The following is a 20,489-nucleotide window of genomic DNA, read 5'->3' as shown; positions in this document are numbered from 1 at the left end:
GCAATGGTCGGTTTGATCGACACCCACCAGCACCTGATCTATCCCGAGGCGGCCGGCTATGGCTGGACCAAGGAGATTCCGGTACTGGCGAACAAGGCCTTTCCCTTGGAGCGCTACAAGGAACTGACCGCAGGTCAGGGCGTATCGGGCAGCCTGTTCATGGAAACCGGCGTCGATGATGCCGACTACAGGGCCGAGGCGCGTTTTGTGGCCGGGCTGATGCGGCAAGAGGGCAGCGGACTCCTCGGGCTGATTGCCTCGTGTCGTCCCGAAGAGGACGGGTTCGAAGGCTGGCTGGACGAATGCGGGGATCTGAGGGTCGTTGGTTTTCGCCGGATCCTGCACGTCATGCCGGACGATCTGTCAGGCACAGATCGGTTCCGGGCGAACCTGCGCAAGCTTGGGGCGCGGGGCAAACCCTTTGACTTGTGCCTACTGGCGCGGCAATTGCCGCTGGGGCTTGACCTCGTGCAGGCCTGCCCGGACACGCAATTTGTCCTGAACCACTGCGGGGTGCCCGACATTTCCGGCGGGGGGATGGATCCGTGGCGTGCCGATTTGGCGGCGCTGGCGGCGCAGCCGAACGTGGTCTGCAAGCTGTCCGGTGTTCTGGCTTATTGCGCACCGGGGCAGGCCAGCCAAGCCGCCATCCAGCCCTATGTCGATCACGTGCTGGAGGTGTTCGGCCCGGCCCGCATGGTCTGGGGCAGCGACTGGCCCGTGGTCGACATGGCCATGGGCCTGCCCGATTGGCTGGCAGTCACGCGCGTCTTGCTGACCTCTCTGTCCGAAGATGAGGCAATCGCCATCGGGCAGGGCACCGCAAGGCAGGTCTATGGGCTGACCTGAGCGCCCGGCTGTCCGTCAGGACAGCCGTGTGACCCGGCAGGCGATGCCCTTGAGATGCGGGATGCCCTGTTCGCGGTCGACGTGATCGGGATCATCCGGGCAGATCTGTGCATCGGCATGGTCCCATGCGCCTGACAGGCTGCCATCGCCTTCCGGGCGTTCGGGAAGCCACCAGCCATGCGGCACCCGCACCACACCGATGGGCATGTCATCGCGCACTGCGGCCTTCAGCAGGACGCGGCCCTGCCGGGTTGCGACCTCCAGATCGTCACCCGCCGCGATGCCAAGCGCGCGGGCATCCTCGACCGAGACAAAGGCCTGCGGTTCTGGTTGACGTTTGCGCAAAGAGGCGATGTGCCGGTGTCCGGTCTGAAAAAAGGCATCCTCGCGCACGCCGGTGAACAGGGTCAGCGGCCAGTCCGGGTCGGCTGGCGGATCGGGCCGCCAGCCGGGCAGGGGATCAAATCCCAGTTCGTCAAGGATGCCGGAGGCCAGTTCGACCTTGCCCGAGGGCGTCGCAAAGCCGGTCCGTTCGTATTTTCGATAGGCCATGCGGGGCATGTGATAGGCGTGGTTCTCTGCAAAGCTGGCGAAATCCGGCGCAAGCTTTTGCACCCGGTGGTCCAGCAGGGCGTCCTGCGTGGGCCAGGGGAACGCGTCCCCCAATCCCATCCGATGCGCCAGACCGTGCCAGAAATCATAGACCGGTCGGCATTCGCCCGGTGCCTCGACCGTTTTCTGGCTGGTGCGATAGATCGCGGTCCAGGCAAAGCTGTCGCTGATCGCATTGCGTTCCAGCCACGCGTCGCCGGGCAGGATGTAGTCCGCCAGTTGCGCGGTGGGCGTCTTGAAGTGTTCAACCGCCACCACGAGGTCCTGCGCCATCAAGGCCCGGTGGATCAGCTGCATATTGGCATAACTCAGCAGCGTGTTGTTCCCGAGGGTAAAGAACGCTTTGACCGGATAGGGATCGCCGTCCGCCATGGCGCGGAACACCGCCGAAGGCACCGCCATGCAACTGCCGTTCACGAGGTTGGGATAGTCATGCCCCCAGACGCGGCGCGCGGGCTCTTTCAGCATATCCGCCGCGCGGTAGGTAAAGGCGGGATGATCCTCCGAACCAAGCTGCTTGGCGCGTTGCGCATCGGACAGGGCGTCATGCCGTTCCAGTTCGGTTTCGCTGATGAAATCCGGGTGAAACCCGTGCAGGATCTCTCCGCCCTTGACGTCGAGATTGCCGCAGATCGCGCGCAGGATGCACATCAGCCGGATGGCGCTGGTGCTGTTGCGCTGCTGGTCGGTGATCGGTGTCCATGGGATCACGGCAGGGGTTGAGGTGGCGTAGATGCGAGCGGCCTGTGCAATCAGATGCGCATCGACACCGGTGATCCGGGCCACCCGATCCAGCGGATACGCGTCGATACGTTTACGGAAGCTGTCAAAGCCCACGGTCCACTGCGCAACGAAATCGGCGTCGTACAGGCCTTCGTCCAGAATGACTTTCAGCCAACCAAGGCACATGGCGGCATCGGTTCCGGGTTTCAGCGGCAACCACAGATCGGCCAGTTCGGCATTTTCGCTGCGCCGTGGGTCCAGCACGATCACCTTGGCCCCGCGCTCCTGCGCCCGTCGGATGGCATTGTGGACCGGTGTCCATGAATGCGCCTTGGGGTTGTGTCCGAACAGGACCACGCATTGCGTGTTGGGGTAGTCGGGGTAGGGATACCAGCCGTAGACGAGTCGATTGATCGCGGCGGTGTTCCCGGCGCACATCGCCACGCCGCTGATCCAGTTGGGCGACCCCAGCAGGTTCATAAAGCGGCGTGCCATCCCGTTGTCGGTCTGGGTGTTCCATTGCGAGGTCGATACGGCGAAGGCCTCGGGGCCGTGCCGGTTGACGATGGCGCCCAGCCGCGCCGCGATATCGTCCAGCGCCTCGTCCCAACTGACCTGTTGCCATTTGCCGTCGCCCCGCGCTCCGGCCCGGCGCAGCGGGTACAGCAGGCGGTTGGGGTGGGCAAAACCTTCGGGCGCGTGAACGCCCTTCATGCAGATGTTGGCGCGCAGCGGGCGCGGATCAATCGCCTTGACCCGTACGTCCGCGACAAGACCGCTGTCGGGAACTTCGGCCTCTACCTGGCAATAGATGTCGCATCCCGAGCACAATACACGTCGCGTGGTCATCCCTTGGTTTCCTTTCTGCGGGCACGTTTGCCCATGTCTTCGCGCTGGTCGCGGTTGCGGCCAAAGACGGGGTTTATGACGGGGGTCGAGTCCATCGCCGTGACCGGTTCGCCGCAGCAGGCACAGACGGTTTGCACGATCAGCGGATGGTCGCGTCCGCGATGTTCAAGGCTGACCGGGGGCAGGCCGCCCGGCCATGGGCCGAACCACTTGTCGCCCCATTGTTTGAGCGCGATCACTACGGGCCAGAGGTCCAGCCCCTTTTCGGTCAGCACGTATTGTGCCTTGCGGGGTTTGTCCTCGGGGGCGTTGCGCCGAAGGATGCCCGCCTCTTCGAGTGACGTCAGCCTTTGGGTCAGCGATCCCGGTGCCATGCCGGTCTGGCGGCGCAGCCCCTCGAACGAGCGGTTGGACAGGAACAGTTCCCTCAGGATCAGAAAGGTCCATGCGTCAGCAATGTCGGCCCCCGCCCGTGCGATCGAGCAGTATTCTTCTGACAGTTCGTTGCGACGCATATCGGCACCTGTAATTTTGATTCAAAAAATGTACCAAAAATCCGATCACGTCAACACAAAGCCCGGCACCGGTCCGTGCCGCCGAAGCAAAGCAGAAATGGAAAAAGATCTAGAAGGGCCAGACCAGCAGGATCATCGGGATGGCCACGGCCACCACGAGGATCTCAAGCGGAAGACCCATGCGCCAGTAGTCGCCAAAGGTGTACCCGCCGGGGCCAAGGATCAGCGTGTTGTTCTTGTGCCCGATTGGCGTCAGAAAAGCGCAGGAGGCGGCCACCGCTACGGCCATCAGGAACGGGTCGGGGCTGACGCCAAGACTGTTGGCCATCTGTATGCCCACAGGGGCCGCCACAACCGCCGTGGCCGTGTTGTTCAACACGTCGGACAGGGTCATCGTGACGATCATCAACAGCGTCAGAAGCACCCATGCCGGCCAGCCCGAGCCAAGGTCCACCAAAGCCTGTGCGATCAGGGCCGTTCCGCCTGCCTCGTCAAGCGCCGCACCCAGTGGGATCATCGACCCCAACAGAACCACCACGGGCCATTCGATATGGTCGTAAAGGTCCGAGATAGACAAGACGCCGGTCAGGACATAGGCCACAACCACCACGCCAAGGGCTACCGGAAGATAGACCCAGCCAATCGCCGCCATCGTGACGGCCAGGGCAAAGATGCCGATCGCCAGCCAGACCTTGGTGAAATCGGTTACAACAAGACCGCGATCCGCAAGGGGCAGAACCCCCAGCCAGTCGGTCAAGCTGGTCTCGTCGCCTTCGGGGCCCAGCAACAGCAGGATGTCACCAGGACGGACAATCGTGCGGCGCACCTCTTTGCTGATCCGGCGCCCTTCGCGCGAGATGCCCAAAAGCACGGTCCGCTGCCGCTTGGCCAGCCCAAGTTGGCGGGCGGTCCGGCCGGCGATGCGCGCATTCTCAGGCACGACCGCCTCGATGATCGACAGGCCCTCTCCGGCGATGCCAAGCCGCTGTTTCTCATCGTCGTCGGTAAAGTCCAGCGAAAGCGCGGCGCGAAATTCGTCCAGGGCCTCGGGGCTGGCCTCGATGACGATGGCGTCGCCTTCTTCCATCATGGTGTTGCGCTGCAACCCGTAGCGGCGCGTGCCGTCCCGGGCGAGCCCAAGGATCGCCACGTCGTTCTGTTCGGCGGTGTCGTAAATCTCGAACAGGCGCCTGCCTGCCAACGCCGATCCGGTCGGCACCTTGAGTTCGGCAACATAGTCCTTGGCGCGTTCGCGCACCTCGGCCAGCGCGCCTTCGCCCTTGGCCTTGGGCACCAGACGCCACCCCAGCAAGGCGACAAAGGCGATCCCGACCAGGGCAATCACCCCGCCGACGGGCGCAAAGTCGAACATCCGAAAGCTTTCTCCCAGCTGGTCGCGCCGGATTTCGGCAATGACGATATTGGGCGGGGTTCCGACCAGCGTGACCATACCGCCCAGAATCGTGCAGAACGACAGCGGCATCAGCGACAGCCGGGCAGGGCGCCCGGCCTTGCGGGCGGTCTGGATGTCGACCGGCATCAGCAGGGCCAGCGCCGCGACATTGTTCATGAAGGCCGACAGCACCGCCCCGATGCCGCCGATAAAGGCAATGTGCCCGCCAAGGCTGCGCGAGGCGTCGATCAGGGTTCGGGTGATCAGAAACACTGCGCCTGACCGGACCAGCCCGGCGGATACCACCAGCACCAGCGCCACCACGACGGTGGCCGGATGCCCGAACCCGGCAAAGGCGCGTTCAGCCGGGATAACATGCAGCAAGACCGCCGCCAGCAACGCCGAAAAGGCGATCAGATCATAGCGGATGCGGCCCCACAGCAGCAGGGCAAAGACCGCGCCGAACAGCGCAAAGAGGATGGTCTGGTCAGCAGTCATCGGATGCATGGTCTCCCTGTACGGGCCGACTGCATGCGATTTCCGCCCCCCTGTCAAACCGCCAAGACGTTTCGGATGTGAAAAAAGGGGGCACGCAGGGCCCCCTTTTCGTCAATCGTCTTGGCGGTGGGGATCAGCCTTCGGCGTCCAGCACCTTGCGGGCCACGCGGAAGCACTCCAGCGCCTGCGGCACACCACAGTAAATGCCGATCACATGGATGATGGCGCGGATTTCTTCCTTGCTTACGCCGTTGTTCACCGCGCCGCGGCAATGGGTTTCCCATTCGTGCATCTTGCCCAGCGCCCCGATCATGGCGAGGTTCATCATCGACCGGGTCTTGGGGTCGATCGTGTCATCACCCCAGCCAAAGCCCCAGCACCATGCGGTCATCGCCTCCTGAAAAGGGCGAGTGAAATCATCTGCCGCGGCAAGGTTCTTTTCCACGTATTCCGCGCCCAGCGTGGATTTGCGCTGTTCCAGGCCTTTTTCGAAAAGATCCTGATCCATGGTATCGTCTCCAGTCTTTCACAAGGGAGGGCCGGGGCACATGGATGCCCCGGCCCCGGTTGACAAGCGTGCCGATTATTCGGCCGGTTGCGGTGCCGCGACCGGACCGTCGTCGTCATGGGTAGTGGGCAGACCAAGCGCCTCGCGCTTGACGTCCCGCCAGATCGCCTTGACCAGCGACAGCCCCATGAGAACCATCACAAGGCTGAAGGGCAGGGCCCCGATCACCATGGCGGTCTGGATTGCGCTGAGCCCGCCGGCGATGATCAGCGCCCCCACGACCAGCGCAAGCGCCGCGCCCCAGAACAGGATGTGCGGGCGGGCCTTTGGGCCTTCGTCACCCGCGGCGTTGATCGTGTTGATGATCAACACGGCCGAGTCCGCCGAAGTCACCAGATACGTCAGCAGCAGGACCACGACGACAAGGGACATGATCCAGGCGAGGTTCTCGCTGAGGATCACCGCCAGCGTGGCAAAGAGCTGATCCGATGCACCCGCACCGGTGATGGCCCCGGCCGCTTCTCCGGTCAGTTCAAGGTTGATGGCGGTGCCGCCGACAATGGCAAACCAGACAAAGCACATCAGCGACGGGATGATCAGTGCGCCCAGCACATATTCCCGGATTGTCCGACCCTTGGAAATCCGCGCCAGAAAGACACCGACGAACGGCGCAAAGGCAATCCACCACGCCCAGTAGAAGATCGTCCAGGCCCCTTGCCACCCGGCAAGCTGTGACGCTTCAGAGCCATCGACGCCGTCCGAGACCCAGACCGTAAAGATGCTGGTCGGGATCGACAGAACATAGTCAAAGATGCCGACGAACAGCGCCTGAAGGCCAAAGAAGGTCGAACCGAAGGCCACGAAGAACAGCAGCAGGAAAAAGCTGAGCCCCATATTGATGTTGGACAGCCACTTGATGCCTTTGCCGACCCCGGACAGGGCCGACAGGGTCGAGGCGCCCATGATCACCAGCAGCGCCAGAATGATCGCCGCGGTCGAGGTCTTTTGTCCGCCATCTTCGGTAGCGGTGTACAGCCAGTCGCCAAAGCCGATGCGCGAAAGGCCAGCCACGAATTGTTCGACGCCAAAGCCCAGCGTCTGGGCCACGCCCAGAACCGTGGCCACGACGGCAACGATGTCGACAAGGTGCCCGATCGGCCCCGAGAGCTTTTCGCCAAAAATCGGTGCCAGCGCCGACCGGATGGTCAGCGGCAGGTTGCGTCGATAGGCGAAAAAGGCCAGCGACAGTCCGACAATCGCATATGACGCCCAAGCGGCAAGCCCCCAGTGCGTGAAGGACCAGACATAGGCCGAACGCACATTATCGGCGGTGGACCCTTCGGACAGCCCCCGGATCGTATCCGGGTTCGAAGCCCAGTGATACATCGGTTCGGCGGTGGCGAAGGTCAGCATCCCGATGCCGATACCCGCGCCGAACATCATCGAGAACCACGAGAAATTGGAAAACTCCGGTTCGTCGTCGTGGTGGCCCAGCTTCATCCGTCCGGCCTTGGGCCAAAGCGCCAGCGCAAAGCAAAGCAGGACGAAAAAGGCCATCACGTAGACGTACCAGAAATTGAACGAGGCCAGAATAAAGCTGTTCATGGCCCCCAGCGCCGCGCTGGCCTGTTCCGGAAAGGCCACGGCCCAGAGGATCAGGCCAGCGACGATGATTTTTGCGGTGATCGTCACATCCTTGGTAAAGCCGCGGTAGAACCCGCGTTGGGCTGTGCGAATGGGCAGATCTGTCAGTGGTGGTTCTATGGACAAGTTTGGTCCCTCCCTGTTGCGTCTGGTTTGGCCGCTTCGTGGCGGCGTTATTTTAGTTTGATCGCGACGTTCTTTGTCTGGACGTAGTTCCAGAGCGCCTCGCGGCCCTTTTCGCGCCCGTAGCCGGATTTGCCAAAGCCGCCAAAGGGCGTTTCCACGCCGCCCGCGAACCATTCGTTGACAAAGACCTGACCCGCCCGCAGGTGCCGTGCGGCCTGCGTCGCCCGATCGAGGTTGCCGGTAAAGACACCGGCGACCAGCCCGTATTCGGTGCCATTGGCGATCTCGATGGCCTGCGCGTCATCGCTGAAGGACAAGACCGAAAGCACCGGACCAAAAACCTCTTGCCGGGCGATCTCCATGTCCGGTGTGACACCGGCCAGAACGGTTGGTTCAAGGAAAGCGCCGGGCCGGTTCAGGCGGCGCCCGCCGGTTGCGGTGCGCGCACCCTGTTCTTCGGCCCGGATCACCATGCTTTCGGCGCGGTCGCGCTGAGCTTCGGACACCATGGCCCCCATGTTGGCGCCGCCCTCTGTGCGGTCGATGCCGGGGCCAACCGAAAGCGACGAGGCCACCTTGGCCGCGCGTTCGACCAGTTCCTCCGCGCGGCTTTCATGCACGATGACCCGAGACATGGCAGAACAGACCTGACCGGCGTTGAAATAAATGCCCCAGCGCAGGTCGTTCTCGAAAGCTTCCAGATCGGCGTCGTCATGTACGATAGCCGCCGATTTGCCGCCCAGTTCCAGCACGCAGGGCACCACGTTTCGGGCCGCCGCCGTGGCGATGGCGATGCCGGTCGGAACCGAGCCGGTAAAGACGATCTGATTGACCTGCGGATGCGACGACAGCGCCGCGCCCGCGTCCTGACCCAAACCGCAGAGCAGGTTGACCGCACCTTTGGGCAGGCCCACAGCCTCGGCCGCATGGGCGAACCACGCGTTGGACAGGGGCGTCATCTCGGGTGTCTTGATGACACAGGTGTTGCCGGTGGCCAGCGCCGCCGACAGCGAGCGCGCGGTCATTTCCACCGGGTAGTTCCACGGGATGATCTGGGCCGAAACGCCATAGGGTTCATTTTCCGTCCAGTCGAAATAGCCGCCGCCCAAGGGGATCGACCGGCCTTCGACGGTCGAGGCCTGATTGCCGTAGTATTCGAAATAGAGCGCCGCGCCCTGAACCTCGATGTGGGATTCCCACAGCGGCTTGCCCTGTTCCAGCGTCAGTACCTCGGCGATCTCGTCGATGTGGTCCAGAAGGTAGCGGCCCATGGCCTGAACAAGGCGGCCGCGTTCGATCGGGCGCATGTCCCGCAGGGCGCCGGACAGGTGCACGCGCCGCGCTGCCTGCACCGCGCGATCCACGTCGCCCGCATCGGCCAGCGCATGTTCGGCCAGTTTTTCGCCCGTGGCAGGGTTGGTCACGTCGATGCGGCCCGCGCCGCCATCAACCCAAACGCCGTCGATGTAGTTTTTCCAATAGGGGGCAATCTGCATGGGGTCCGTCTCTTGCTTGTCGCGTCGGTGCGCGACGGGTCAGTTCAGTTCGGCAGAGCCTTCGCACTTGCGCAGGTCGTCCGTGAGGGTCAGCCAGTCCAGCCTTTCGGCGTGGTGGCAGTGCAGGTCCGGGGCATAGGCCTGTGGATCGTCGCGCGAAACACCGTAAAGATGGATTTCGCCCGGCCAGCGTGTGCTTTCAAAGCTCATCTGCGTTCCGCATTCGGGACAAAAGCCGCGCGTGGCGATCCGGGAAGATTGATAGAATTTGCACGTGCCGGTCCATGTCACGTCACCGGTGGCAAAGCCCATCCAGGCCACCACCGGAGCCGAACAGGCCCGGCGGCAGCTGTCGCAATGGCAAAGCGCCGTCCAGACCGGGGCGGTTGCCGCGCGATAGCGGATGTGACCGCACAGGCAACGCCCCGTGATCTCAGCCATCCACGGCCTCGCGCATCCAGCGTTGCAGGTGCAGGATCGAATGTTCCGAGTTCACGCCGCAGCCGGGATCGACCACCAGAGGGCCGGGCACGTAGCCACGCGATTTCAGCCCGCGCTGCACGGATTCGACAAGGTGGATGTCCTCTTCGACCGTGGTGGCCCGGTCCTGCTGGGCCATGCGCCGGACGGTTTCATTATCGTAGCCGCCGATGGAATACCAGCCGCGCCAGACCACAACGTGATCGGCATCGATTGCCCGCCAGTGGTAAGTGTTCAGCAGGTTGCCCGGGTAAACCTGGAACGAGAACATCGGCCAGAGGAACCACGACGAATATTTCTCGTTGTTCTCGAACCCGCTGTTGATGTCATAGGTCATCTGGTCAAGGCTGTTGCATTCGGTCGTGTGACGCAGGCAATAGCCCTGGGGCTGGATGTCGTAGGTTTCCGGCTTGATGACGCCGGTCGAAAAGGTCGGGTGGTTCAGCGAGCAGTGGTAGCACTCGGAATAGTTCTCGACCGAGACCTTCCAGTTGCAGTTTTCCGGGATCTCGACCCATTCCAGCGGTTTCAGTTCGGCCCAGTTGGGTACGAAGGATTCCAGTTCCGCCCGCGCGCCGGGGAACCATTCGTCCATCGGCTTGGCCTCGTTGTCGAGGTTGACGAAGATAAAGCCGAGGAAGACCTCCGTGCGCACTTCGGTCAGGCAGATCTTGGACTTGTCGAAACCGGGCACGGTCTTGGCGTTGGGGGCCGCGCGCAGACCGCCGGTCAGCTCATAGGTCCATGCATGGTAGGGGCAGACCACCACACGGGTCGATCCTTCGCCGCTGACAAGCTGGTGCGCCCGGTGCTGGCAGACGTTGTAGAAGGTGCGGATGACGCCATCACGGCCCTTGATGCTGAACAGGCTCTGGTCGGCCAGTTCAAAGGCGAAGTAATCGCCGGGATTTTCCAGTTGGCTGGCGTGACCGGCAAACTGCCATGTCTTGGCCAACAGGCCAACCTTTTCGACCTCGAAGATCGCTGGATCGGTATAGTAGCGGGCCGCAAGAGAGCGGACCGGCTCGACGTGAAGGTTCATTCTGGCTCCTCCAGGTAAAGGCCAAGCTGGTGGCGGCGGTGATGGAATTTATCGACCCGTTCAACGATTTCGTCCGAGGCCACAGCGATCACGAAACTCAGCAGGGTTTCCAGCAGCACGATGGTCGAAACGGAAGAGGGGAAGAATTGCGGTGTATCGGCTGCAACGACAAAGCCGTGATCCGCGCCACGGATGACCGGGCTGGCGGGGCTGTCGGAAATGCCGATGATGGTTGTGCCTTGTTCACGGGCGATGTTCAGCGCCTCGATGACCTCGGTCCGGTAGGGGCGGCAGGTCATGGCAATTAGCACATCGTCCGGCCCGGCCCATGCCAGATCGTCGATGGCGGTGGATCCGGGACGCGGAATGGCGTGGAACTGACGCATTCCGGTCGAGGCAAGGTAGGTGAAGTTGCGTGCGTTGGCGTTATTCACGCCAACACCCAGCGTGTAGACTTGGCCACTGGCCCAAATCGCCTCGGCCGCGGCCTTTAGCCGTTCAGCATCGATTCCGGCAAGTGTTTCCTCGACGTTGCGCATCGCGGCTTCGGCCATGTCTGCATAAAGCCCGCCGAGGTCGCCGGATTTGCGAATGTCCTGCAACCAGCGCGCGCGGTCGGGAAAGCTGGCCGTGCCGTTGCGGATTGCTTCGCGGAAAGGTGCGCGAAAGTCTTCGTAGCCCTCGAAACCCACTTGTCGCGCCATGCGGACAAAGGTGTTGGGCTTGACCTTCGCGGCCTCCGCGATCTCGCGCACGGTGGAAACGCCCACGTCCTGCGGGTGTTCCAGCACGTAACGCGCGGCTTTCTGCGCTTCTGGTGTCAGCGCGTCCCATTCGGCGCGAAGCCGGTCGAGGATGGTTGATGAAACATTTGTGCCAATCATGATTGACATTGGTACACATGTCCACTTAGCCTGTCGAGCAGTTTCCCGCCCTGACGGGATTGAATTGCGACTCTCGAACAGGTGGAGACGAGATGAGTGAGAAAGCCCTGCCCGAAACGGCGCGCGTGGTGATTGTTGGTGGCGGTGTCATGGGGGTGGGTCTTGCCTATCACCTTGGCCACGAAGGCTGGGGGCCAGAGACGGTCCTTTTGGAAAAGGCGGAACTGACCAGCGGCAGCACATGGCATGCGGCGGGGCAGATCACCCATTCGACCTCGTCCTTCAGCCTTGGCAAATGTGTCGATTACAACATTGGCCTGTATTCCGGTGCGCTGGAAAAAGAGACCGGGCAGGCCGTTACCTGGCACGGCTGCGGGTCTTTCCGCCTTGCCTATACCGAGGACGAGATGGACTGGCTGCGCCACACGTTGTCGGTGGGCCGGACGTTGGGGTTCAACATCGAACTGGTCGGGCCAGAGAAGGTTGCCGAACTCCACCCGTTCTACAATCTCGACGGCGTGCTGGGCGCGCTGCACACGCCGGATGACGGCCACGTGGACCCGACCAACGTCACCATGGCGCTTGCGGCGGGCGCGCGGGCCAAGGGCGTCCGCATCGTGCGCCGGTGCCGCGCAACCAACATCACCCAGGCCGAGAACGGCGAATGGGTGGTCGAAACCGAACAGGGCACAATCCGCTGCGAGCATGTCGTGAACGCCGGCGGCACCTATGCCCGCCAGATGGGCGAATGGTCGGGCCTGCAACTGCCCATGACGTCCATGACGCACCATTACTTCGTGACCGACGAGGTGCCCGAGTTCCAGAACCTGGACCGCGAATTGCCGGTGATCCGCGATGACCGCAAGGTTTCCGGGTATATCCGGATGGAACAGAAAAAGGGGCTGATCGGGATCTACGAAAAGGCCAATCCCAACTCGGTCTGGCATGATGAATGCCCGTGGGAATACGAAAACTGGCTGTTCGATGCGGATTACGACCGGGTCATGCCCTGGCTCGAAGAGAGCCTGAACCGGATGCCGATCTTTGCCGAATTGGGGATCACCCGCGATGTGCATGGCGCAATCAGCCATCCGCCGGATGGCAACCCGCTGATCGGCCCGGCACCGGGCGTGCGCAACTACTGGTGCTGCTGCGGCACGCAGATCGGCATCGGCTGGGGCCCCGGCCTGACGCGCGAACTGGCCCGATGGATGGTTCACGGCGCGGCGGATATCTCCATGCGCGACTACGATCCGCGCCGCTTTGGCAGCTACGCCACCAAGGAATGGCAGGTGACCAAGGCGGAAGAGGACTATTGCCTGCGCCACGAGATTCCGTTCCCGCATTTCAACCGGCTTGCCGGCCGCCCGATCAAACCCTCGCCGCTGTATGAAACCCTCAAGAACAAGGGGGCGGTTTACGAAGAGGTTTATGGCTTTGAACGTCCCCGTTGGTTCGCCAAGGACGGTGTCGCGCAAGAGGATCACTATTCCTTCCGGCGCAACGAAGTGCACGACATGGTTGGCCAGGAGGTCCGGGCCGTGCGTGAACGGGTGGGCGTGATGGACGTGACCGCCTTTACCAAGGTCATGGTAGAGGGGCCGGATGCCTATGCGCTGCTGGACCGGCTGACCGCCAACCGGATGCCGCAAAAGACCGGGTCGATCACGCTGACCCACATGCTGAACCGTCGTGGCAGGATCGAGCTGGAAACCACCATCGTGCGCATGGCCGAAGACAAGTTCTATCTGGTTTGCGCGGCCTTCTTCGAACAGCGTTTGCTGGATCACCTCGACACATATCGCGGCGACGCGGCGGTAACGGTTTCCGCGCTGTCCGACAGTTGGGGGGCCTTGTCCCTGAACGGGCCGCGCGCACGTGACGTGCTGGCGGCCACCACGGATGCGCCGCTGGACAATGCTTCGTTCCGCTGGCTGTCGGCGCAGGAAATCACCGTGGCAGGCCATCAGGTCTGGGCCTTCCGCATGTCCTATGCGGGCGAATTGGGCTGGGAACTGCACATGCCCTTTGCCGCGGTCAAGGATGTCTACGACGCGCTTTGGTCCGCGGGTGAGGCGCACGGCATCGCCGATTACGGCAGCTTTGCCATGAACGTCATGCGAATGGAAAAGGGCTTTAAAGGGGCGGGCGAGCTGACCAACGAAGTCACTCTGGCCGAGGCGGACGTGCTGCGGTTTGCCCGCAAGGACAAGGATTACCTTGGCCGCGACCTGACGCTGAACGAAGAGCGGCCCTGGGTCTGTGCCTATCTTGAAATCGAACCCGATGGGGTCGTCGACGGCCACGGCGGCGAGGCGATCCTGCTGGACGGCCGTGTTGTGGGATCCACCGCTTCGGTGGCCTATGGGCACACGGTCGGCAAGATCCTTGCCTTTGCATATGTGAAACCCGAAGCCGCCGAACCGGGCACCCAGTTGCAGGCCATCATCCACGGCGAAACCCGCGCCGCCCGGGTTCTGGGCGAACCTGCCTATGATCCGCAAAGCATGCTTCCGCGTACCGATGCGGCGGCAGTTCCGGCGCAATAGACTGGCTGCGAATCGGATAGCGACAGGAGAAATGCAATGACCCTTCCCGACACGATGCGCGCCATGGTCACCATGGGCCACGGCGATATCGACCAGATTGTCCTGCATGAAACATGGAAGCGGCCTGACCCGGCTCCGGGGGAGGTGTTGGTACAGGTCGGGGCCTGTGGGCTGAACAACACTGACGTGAACACGCGCAGCGGCTGGTATTCCAAGACCGTGACCGAGGCGACGACCGGCGGGGCCTATCAGGAAGTGGGCGAGGAAGACCCGTCATGGGGCGGCGCCCCGATCGTCTTTCCGCGTATTCAGGGCGCTGACGTTGCGGGCAAGATCGTTGCCGTTGGCGAGGGCGTTGATCCGGGCCGCATCGGCGAGCGCATCATCGTCGATTGCTGGCTGCGTGACCCGGCAGACCCTATGGACAAGAACAAGACCGGCTACTTTGGCTCTGAACGAGACGGCGGCTTTGCCGAATACGCCACGATGCCCGCCCGCAACGCGCTGGCGGTGAATTGTTCGCTGTCCGACGCGGAACTGGCGACCTTCTCTTGTTCTTATTCCACGGGTGAGGGGATGCTGACCCGCGCCAATGTCACCGCCGCTGACACGGTGCTGGTGCCGGGGGCTTCGGGCGGGGTTGGCGGCGCGGTGGTGCAGCTGGCCAAGCGCCGTGGCGCCCGCGTGATCGCCATGGCCTCGGAGGCCAAGCACGATGCGGTGGCCGCCCTTGGACCGGACGTGATCCTGCCCCGGGCACCGGAGAACCTGCGCGCTGCGCTGGGTGACGAAAAGATCACCGTTGTCGCAGATGTGGTTGGCGGGCCCTATTGGCCGAAATTGATCGACATTCTGGAACGTGGCGGTCGCTACACCTGTTCGGGTGCAATCGCCGGCCCGATGGTGGAATTCGATCTGCGCACGTTCTACCTGCGGGATCTGACCTTTACCGGCTCCACCGTGATTGACCCGGAGGTCATGCCGAACCTCGTGCGCTACATCGAAGCCGGCGAGATCAAGCCCGCGCTGGCCGCCACCTATCCGCTGGAGCAACTGCGCGAAGCGCAGACCGCCTTCATCGCCAAGAACCACACCGGTAACATCGTGGTCACGCCATGACAGACGAGGCTTTTGCACGGGCTTATCACGCACTGACCCTGCTGATAGCCGCCAATCCGCAGCTCGTGGGGTTTGCGGGCTGGCCCCTTGCGCGGGCGCAGACCCTGCCGCAGACCAGCGTTCCGGCCGTGCAGTTCGTGCGCGGCTGGACCGAGGGAAACACCGCCACCACGGCGGAACTGCATGAGGCTGTCCGTGAAATCGCGGATCTTGCCGACTGGCGCCAGACCTATTCCGAAGACGAGGTCGGGGCGGATTTCCTGAATCGTTACGGATGGTTCGAGCTGGTCGGTCCCAAGGGGCATTTCCATTCGAACGAGGTGCGCGCCTACATCGCCTACTGGGGGGAAAACCTCTATTACCCGTGGCACGTCCACGAGGCCGAAGAACTGTACTACATCATCGCCGGCCAAGCCCTGTTCGAGGCCGAAGGTATGCCTTCTCAGGTGCTTGGCCCGGGTGACATCCGTGTCCACAGTTCGAACCAACCCCATGCAATGACGACGACCGACAGCCCGGTTCTGGCGCTGGCGCTTTGGCGCGGGGCAGGGCTGGCCGGGGTGCCACGCATGGGCACCGCCTAGTCAGCATCCAAGCGGAGGAGCGCCCGGGATGAAGATCACCCGCATTCGTGTCTACCAGACGGGCTTGCCCTACGTGGGCGGCTCTTACGGGTGGGGCGCGGGGAACGCGATCACCGTCGCGCAGGCAAGCGTCGTGGTGATCGACACAGACGCGGGCCTGTCGGGCTGTGGTGAATTCACGCCCTGCGGCGAAAACTACATGGTTGCCCATTCCGAAGGCGTCCCTGCGCTGGCCCGACTGGTCGCGCCCCGCCTGCTGGGCGAAGACCCGCGACAGGTGGCCCGGATCGAACGGATCATGGACCACGCGGTTCAGAGGCACGGCTATGCCAAGGCGCCGTTCGATGCCGCCTGTTGGGACATTCTGGGGCAATCCTGCGATCAGCCGGTCTGGATGCTGCTTGGCGGCAAACTGACGGACGGGGCACCGATGTATCGCGTCGCGCCCCAGAAGGCGACGGAGGAGACACTGGCCGAAATGCAGCGCTATCGCGAGGCCGGTTATCGCCAGTTCCAGATCAAGGTCGGCGGCGACTGGGCCAGTGACATCGACCGCATCCATGCCGGTGTCGCGTTGCTGCAACCTGGCGAAAAGGCCATGGCCGACGCCAACCAGGGCTGGCGCGTCGACAATGCCATCCGCGTGGCCCGGGCAACCCGCGATCTTGATTTCATCCTTGAACAGCCCTGTCGCACCTACGAGGAATGCCAGCAGGTCCGCCGCGTGGCCGAACAGCCGATGAAGCTGGATGAATGCGTGACCGGCATGGCCATGGCGCAGCGCGTCGTGGCTGATCATGGGGCCGAGATCTGTTGCCTGAAGATCTCTAACCTTGGCGGGCTGTCCAAGGCGCGCCGGGTGCGGGATTTCCTCGTCGACAACCGTATTCCCGTGGTCAGCGAGGATTCCTGGGGCGGTGAGATCACCAGCGCCGTCGTGGCCCATTTCGCGGCCTCGACGCCCGAGGACTATCTTCAGAACACGACCGACCTGATGAACTACAACACGCGGTCCACCGGACTCGGCGGGCCGGTTGCGCGGGACGGCAAGCTTTTTGCCAGCGACACGCCCGGCCTGGGCGTGACGCCGGATTTCGACAGCCTTGGCCCCCCAATCGCGGAGTTTCGCGCATGAAGATCACCCGTATCACAGTGTTCCACGTCGATCTGCCGTTGGAACACCCCTACTGGCTGTCCGGTGGCCGGTTGAAGTTCGAGGTCCTCGACGCGACGCTGGTCAAGATCGAAACCGACGCCGGGATTACCGGTTGGGGGGAAGGGACACCTTGGGGGCATACCTATGTTCCCGCCCACGGGCCCGGTATCCGCGCGGGCATCCAGACCATGGCGCCTTTCATTCTGGGCCTCGACCCGCGCCGGGTGCTGGAGGTCGAGCGGGCGATGGACCTCGCCTTGCCCGGGCATCTTTATGCCAAGTCGCCCATCGACATGGCCTGCTGGGACATCGCGGGGCAGGCGGCGGGGGTGCCGATCGCGGACCTGATGGGCGGCGGCTCTCGCACGCCGCGCCCCATTGCCTCGTCCGTCGGGGCCAAGACGGTCGAGGAAACCCGCGAGGTCATGGATCGATATCGCGCGCGTGGCTACATTGCCCATTCGGTCAAGATCGGCGGTGACGTTGACCGCGATATTGCCCGTATCCGTGACGTCGAGGCGCATCGCGCCCCCAACGAAATCGTTCTCTACGACGTCAACCGGGGCTGGACCCGCGCGCAGGCCTTGCAGGTCATGCGCGCGACCGAACCGCTCTGCGTGACCTTCGAACAGCCCTGTGAAAGCCTTGACGACATTGCCGCGATCGCGGGCAAGCACGCGGCGCCGGTGTCCGTCGACGAAAGCCTTGTCACGCTTCAGGACGCCGCCCGCATCGCGCGGGACGGGCTGGCCGAGGTTTTTGGCATCAAGCTGAACCGGGTGGGCGGCCTGACCAAGGCGGCGCGGATGCGCGATATTGCCCTTGCCCATGGCATCGACATTTTCGTCATGGCCACCGGCGGCAGCGTTCTGGCCGATACCGAGGCGCTACACCTTGCGGCCACCGTTCCGGATGCCAATTGCCGCGCGGTCTGGGCCTGTCAGGACATGATCACGCTGGACATTGCCGGGGGCCGTGGCCCGCGGAATGTCGACGGCCACCTGCATTTGCCTGAAACGCCCGGTCTGGGCGTCCACCCTGATGAAACCACCTTGGGTGATCCTGTGGGAGTCTACGCATGAAGATCACGCGCCTGTCGCTTTGGCATGTGGCTCTGACCAGCCATACCGCCTATTATATGGCCGATGGCAAGACCTGTGACACGGTGGAAACCGCCGTGATCGCGGTTGAGACTGATGACGGTCTGACTGGCTGGGGCGAGGTCTGCCCGATCCCGCATTACCTGCCTGCCTATGCGCGCGGCGTGGGGCCGGCCTTGCAGGAACTGGCGCCAGTGCTGATCGGCGGCGACCCTGTCGGCGTAGGCGCGTTGATGGCCAAGGCCGACGCCTATCTTCAAGGGCATGTCTATGCCAAGTCCGCGCTGGACATCGCGCTGTGGGACATCACCGGTCAGGTGGCGGGCCTGCCCCTGCATGCCCTTCTGGGTGGCCAGCGGCAGGCGGACATGCCGCTTTATCATTCGATCACCTGCGTCGAACCCGATGAAATGGCCCGCATCGCGCGCGAGGCGCAGGGCCAGGGGATCACCCAGTTTCAGGCAAAGCTTGGTGCCTCGGGAGATTGGCAGACCGATGTCGAACGGCTGACCAAAGTGCGCGAGGCCGTTGGCCCCGGTCCGCTGGTCTATGGGGACTGGAACTGTGGCGCGGCCTCGCTGGAGGCAACGCGCGTGGGACGCGCGGTGGCTCATCTGGACGTGATGCTGGAACAGCCCTGCGCCACGCTGGAGGATTGCGCCCGCGTGCGGGCCGCCACAGGCCTGCCGATGAAGCTGGACGAACTGGCCCATGACACCGCCTCGCTGTTGCGGGCGCATGAATTGGGGGTCATGGACGCGGTGGCGTTGAAACTGTCCAAGTTCGGCGGGTTGTCCGCCACACGTCGGGCGCGCGATCTGTGCCTGCACCTTGGCGCACGCATGTGCATCGAGGACACATGGGGCAGCGATATCACCACCGCCGCGCTGCTGCATCTTGGTGCGGCGACCGAACCGGGGCGCGTTCTGAACGTCTGTGACCTGTCTGGCTATGTCGCGCCGCGCCTTGCCCCCGATGCACCCGCCCGTCAAAACGGCCGTATCGCCCCGCCCAAGGGCCCCGGCCTTGGCATCACCGTTGATACCGCGTGCCTTGGTACGCCCGACCTAATTCTGGACTAGACACATGAACAGACTGCACAGCCAAGACGAATGGATCGCCCGCGCCCGCGAGGTGCTGCCCGCTGGCGGTTTCGGCAACTTCGAGTCCGGGATCGTCATCGCGCGCGGTGACGGCAGCCGGGTCTGGGACGAAAATGGCAATGAATATGTCGACTACCTGATCGGGTCCGGTCCCATGCTGCTGGGCCATGGCCACCCCGAGGTTATGGAAGCTGTGCTGGAACAGTTGCCTTTGGGTATGACCTTTTTCGCCAACAACGCGCGCGGCATCGAACTGGCCGAGGCGATCGTGGACGCCGTGCCATGTTGCGAACAGGTGCGGTTCGTCGCCTCGGGCGGCGAGGCCGACATGTACGCGCTGCGGCTGGCGCGGGCCTATACCGGCAAGACCAAGATCCTGAAGTTCGAAGGCGGCTATCACGGGATGAGCGCCGAGGCGCAGATGAGCCTTGCGCCGACGAAGCAGGTGAATTTTCCAACCGCCGTTCCCGACAGTGCGGGCATTCCGCAGGGCGTGGCCGATCAGATGTTGATCGCGCCTTACAACGATCTGGAGGCCGTGGCTTCGCTGATGGCCGAACATGACGATATTGCCGCGCTGATCGTCGAACCTTTGCAGCGGATCATTCCGCCGCAACCCGGCTTTCTTCAGGGGCTTCGGGATCTTTGCACGAAGCATGGCGTCTTGCTGGTCTTCGACGAGATCGTGACCGGGTTCCGGCTTGCCTATGGCGGTGCGCAGGAACGGTACCGTGTGACGCCGGACATCTGCACCATGGGCAAGATCATCGGCGGCGGTTTTCCTCTGGCCGCGCTGGGCGCCAGCGCCGAGATCATGTCTCATTTCGACAAATCCGTTGTCGGGCCAGACAAGTGGCTGATGCAACTGGGGACGCTGTCGGGCAACCCGGTCGCCTCTGCGGCGGGTCTGAAAACCATGGAAGTGCTGCGCCGTGACGGCCAATACGATCAGCTGCGTGCGTTGGGTCAGCGTTTGCAGGACATGATGTCCGGCGCCCTGACAGAGGCGGGCGTCGCGCATCGGATTTGTGGCGATACCACGCTGTTTGATATCTACTTCACCGATGCGGAGTGCGTCGATTACCGCACCGCCAAGCACCGTGACCCCAAGGTGAACGAGGCCTGGAACGCGGCGCTCCGCCAAGCCGGCGTTTTCAAGTCTCCGGGCAAGCTCTATCCGTCTTTGGCGCTGACGGAGGCGGACATGGAACTGACCGAACAGGCCATTGCGCGCGCCGTGGCTGCAATCACCGCCTGAC

17 protein-coding genes are annotated in these 20,489 nt (G+C 63.3%); 8 read left to right on the top strand and 9 right to left on the bottom strand.

Annotated features, from left to right (window positions below; translation table 11 throughout):
- Positions 1-3 precede the first annotated feature (3 nt).
- Positions 4-849 carry an amidohydrolase family protein gene (locus KJP30_RS21105; protein ID WP_218451349.1) on the top strand — a complete coding sequence of 282 codons (846 nt, stop codon included), beginning with the start codon at positions 4-6 and terminating at the stop codon, positions 847-849.
- Positions 850-864: 15 nt separating this feature from the next.
- Here the strand turns inward: KJP30_RS21105 and KJP30_RS21100 are convergent, their stop codons facing one another.
- The 9 genes from KJP30_RS21100 to KJP30_RS21060 all read right to left on the bottom strand — a co-directional run bounded on the left by KJP30_RS21100 (position 865) and on the right by KJP30_RS21060 (position 11,619).
- A complete protein-coding gene (locus KJP30_RS21100; RefSeq protein WP_218451348.1) occupies positions 865-3,033 on the bottom strand; it encodes a molybdopterin-containing oxidoreductase family protein in 2,169 nt (722 codons plus the stop codon).
- On the bottom strand, positions 3,030-3,548 hold the full coding sequence (locus KJP30_RS21095; protein WP_218451347.1) for a winged helix-turn-helix transcriptional regulator: 519 nt from the start codon (positions 3,546-3,548) through the stop codon (positions 3,030-3,032). Before KJP30_RS21095 ends, KJP30_RS21100 begins: the two co-directional genes overlap by 4 nt.
- Positions 3,549-3,657: 109 nt before the next feature.
- The gene (locus KJP30_RS21090; RefSeq protein ID WP_218451346.1) at positions 3,658-5,439 is read right to left on the bottom strand and encodes an SLC13 family permease; all 1,782 of its coding nucleotides are present in this window, start codon (positions 5,437-5,439) and stop codon (positions 3,658-3,660) included.
- Between the two features lie 133 nt (positions 5,440-5,572).
- Positions 5,573-5,947, bottom strand: coding sequence for a carboxymuconolactone decarboxylase family protein (locus tag KJP30_RS21085; protein ID WP_218451345.1), 375 nt, complete (start codon positions 5,945-5,947; stop codon positions 5,573-5,575).
- 75 nt (positions 5,948-6,022) lie between these two features.
- Positions 6,023-7,717 carry a BCCT family transporter gene (locus KJP30_RS21080; protein WP_218451344.1) on the bottom strand — a complete coding sequence of 565 codons (1,695 nt, stop codon included), beginning with the start codon at positions 7,715-7,717 and terminating at the stop codon, positions 6,023-6,025.
- A 47-nt stretch (positions 7,718-7,764) separates the two neighbouring features.
- A complete protein-coding gene (locus tag KJP30_RS21075; RefSeq protein ID WP_218451343.1) occupies positions 7,765-9,213 on the bottom strand; it encodes an aldehyde dehydrogenase family protein in 1,449 nt (482 codons plus the stop codon).
- A gap of 39 nt (positions 9,214-9,252) precedes the next feature.
- Positions 9,253-9,654 carry a GFA family protein gene (locus KJP30_RS21070; RefSeq protein WP_218451342.1) on the bottom strand — a complete coding sequence of 134 codons (402 nt, stop codon included), beginning with the start codon at positions 9,652-9,654 and terminating at the stop codon, positions 9,253-9,255.
- Positions 9,647-10,735 carry an aromatic ring-hydroxylating oxygenase subunit alpha gene (locus KJP30_RS21065; RefSeq protein WP_218451341.1) on the bottom strand — a complete coding sequence of 363 codons (1,089 nt, stop codon included), beginning with the start codon at positions 10,733-10,735 and terminating at the stop codon, positions 9,647-9,649. Before KJP30_RS21065 ends, KJP30_RS21070 begins: the two co-directional genes overlap by 8 nt.
- A complete protein-coding gene (locus KJP30_RS21060) occupies positions 10,732-11,619 on the bottom strand; it encodes a MurR/RpiR family transcriptional regulator (RefSeq protein WP_218451420.1) in 888 nt (295 codons plus the stop codon). The genes KJP30_RS21065 and KJP30_RS21060 overlap by 4 nt, the downstream gene beginning before the upstream one ends.
- Before the next feature lie 92 nt (positions 11,620-11,711).
- Between KJP30_RS21060 and KJP30_RS21055 the strand changes: the two genes are divergently transcribed.
- Genes KJP30_RS21055 through KJP30_RS21025 form a run of 7 tightly spaced genes read left to right on the top strand, consistent with a single transcriptional unit; the run spans position 11,712 to position 20,488 of the window.
- A complete protein-coding gene (locus tag KJP30_RS21055) occupies positions 11,712-14,168 on the top strand; it encodes an FAD-dependent oxidoreductase (RefSeq protein WP_218451340.1) in 2,457 nt (818 codons plus the stop codon).
- Between the two features lie 36 nt (positions 14,169-14,204).
- A complete protein-coding gene (locus KJP30_RS21050; RefSeq protein WP_224874536.1) occupies positions 14,205-15,287 on the top strand; it encodes an alcohol dehydrogenase family protein in 1,083 nt (360 codons plus the stop codon).
- Positions 15,284-15,871 (top strand): dimethylsulfonioproprionate lyase family protein, encoded by a 588-nt coding sequence (locus KJP30_RS21045; RefSeq protein WP_218451339.1) that lies wholly within the window; start codon positions 15,284-15,286, stop codon positions 15,869-15,871. Before KJP30_RS21050 ends, KJP30_RS21045 begins: the two co-directional genes overlap by 4 nt.
- Positions 15,872-15,899: 28 nt before the next feature.
- Positions 15,900-17,006 (top strand): mandelate racemase/muconate lactonizing enzyme family protein, encoded by a 1,107-nt coding sequence (locus KJP30_RS21040; protein ID WP_218451338.1) that lies wholly within the window; start codon positions 15,900-15,902, stop codon positions 17,004-17,006.
- On the top strand, positions 17,003-18,109 hold the full coding sequence (locus KJP30_RS21035; RefSeq protein ID WP_218451337.1) for a mandelate racemase/muconate lactonizing enzyme family protein: 1,107 nt from the start codon (positions 17,003-17,005) through the stop codon (positions 18,107-18,109). Before KJP30_RS21040 ends, KJP30_RS21035 begins: the two co-directional genes overlap by 4 nt.
- Complete coding sequence (locus KJP30_RS21030; RefSeq protein WP_218451336.1) at positions 18,106-19,209, top strand: mandelate racemase/muconate lactonizing enzyme family protein; 1,104 nt, start codon at positions 18,106-18,108, stop codon at positions 19,207-19,209. The genes KJP30_RS21035 and KJP30_RS21030 overlap by 4 nt, the downstream gene beginning before the upstream one ends.
- A gap of 4 nt (positions 19,210-19,213) precedes the next feature.
- Positions 19,214-20,488 carry an aspartate aminotransferase family protein gene (locus KJP30_RS21025; RefSeq protein ID WP_218451335.1) on the top strand — a complete coding sequence of 425 codons (1,275 nt, stop codon included), beginning with the start codon at positions 19,214-19,216 and terminating at the stop codon, positions 20,486-20,488.
- The last annotated feature ends 1 nt before the right edge of the window (position 20,489 follow it).

The organism is Antarctobacter sediminis (assembly GCF_019218285.1).
In the GTDB taxonomy this organism is placed as follows: Bacteria; Pseudomonadota; Alphaproteobacteria; order Rhodobacterales; family Rhodobacteraceae; genus Antarctobacter; species Antarctobacter sediminis.
Note: the sequence above shows the minus strand (reverse complement) of the source record. Positions and strands in the feature narration are given on the sequence as shown.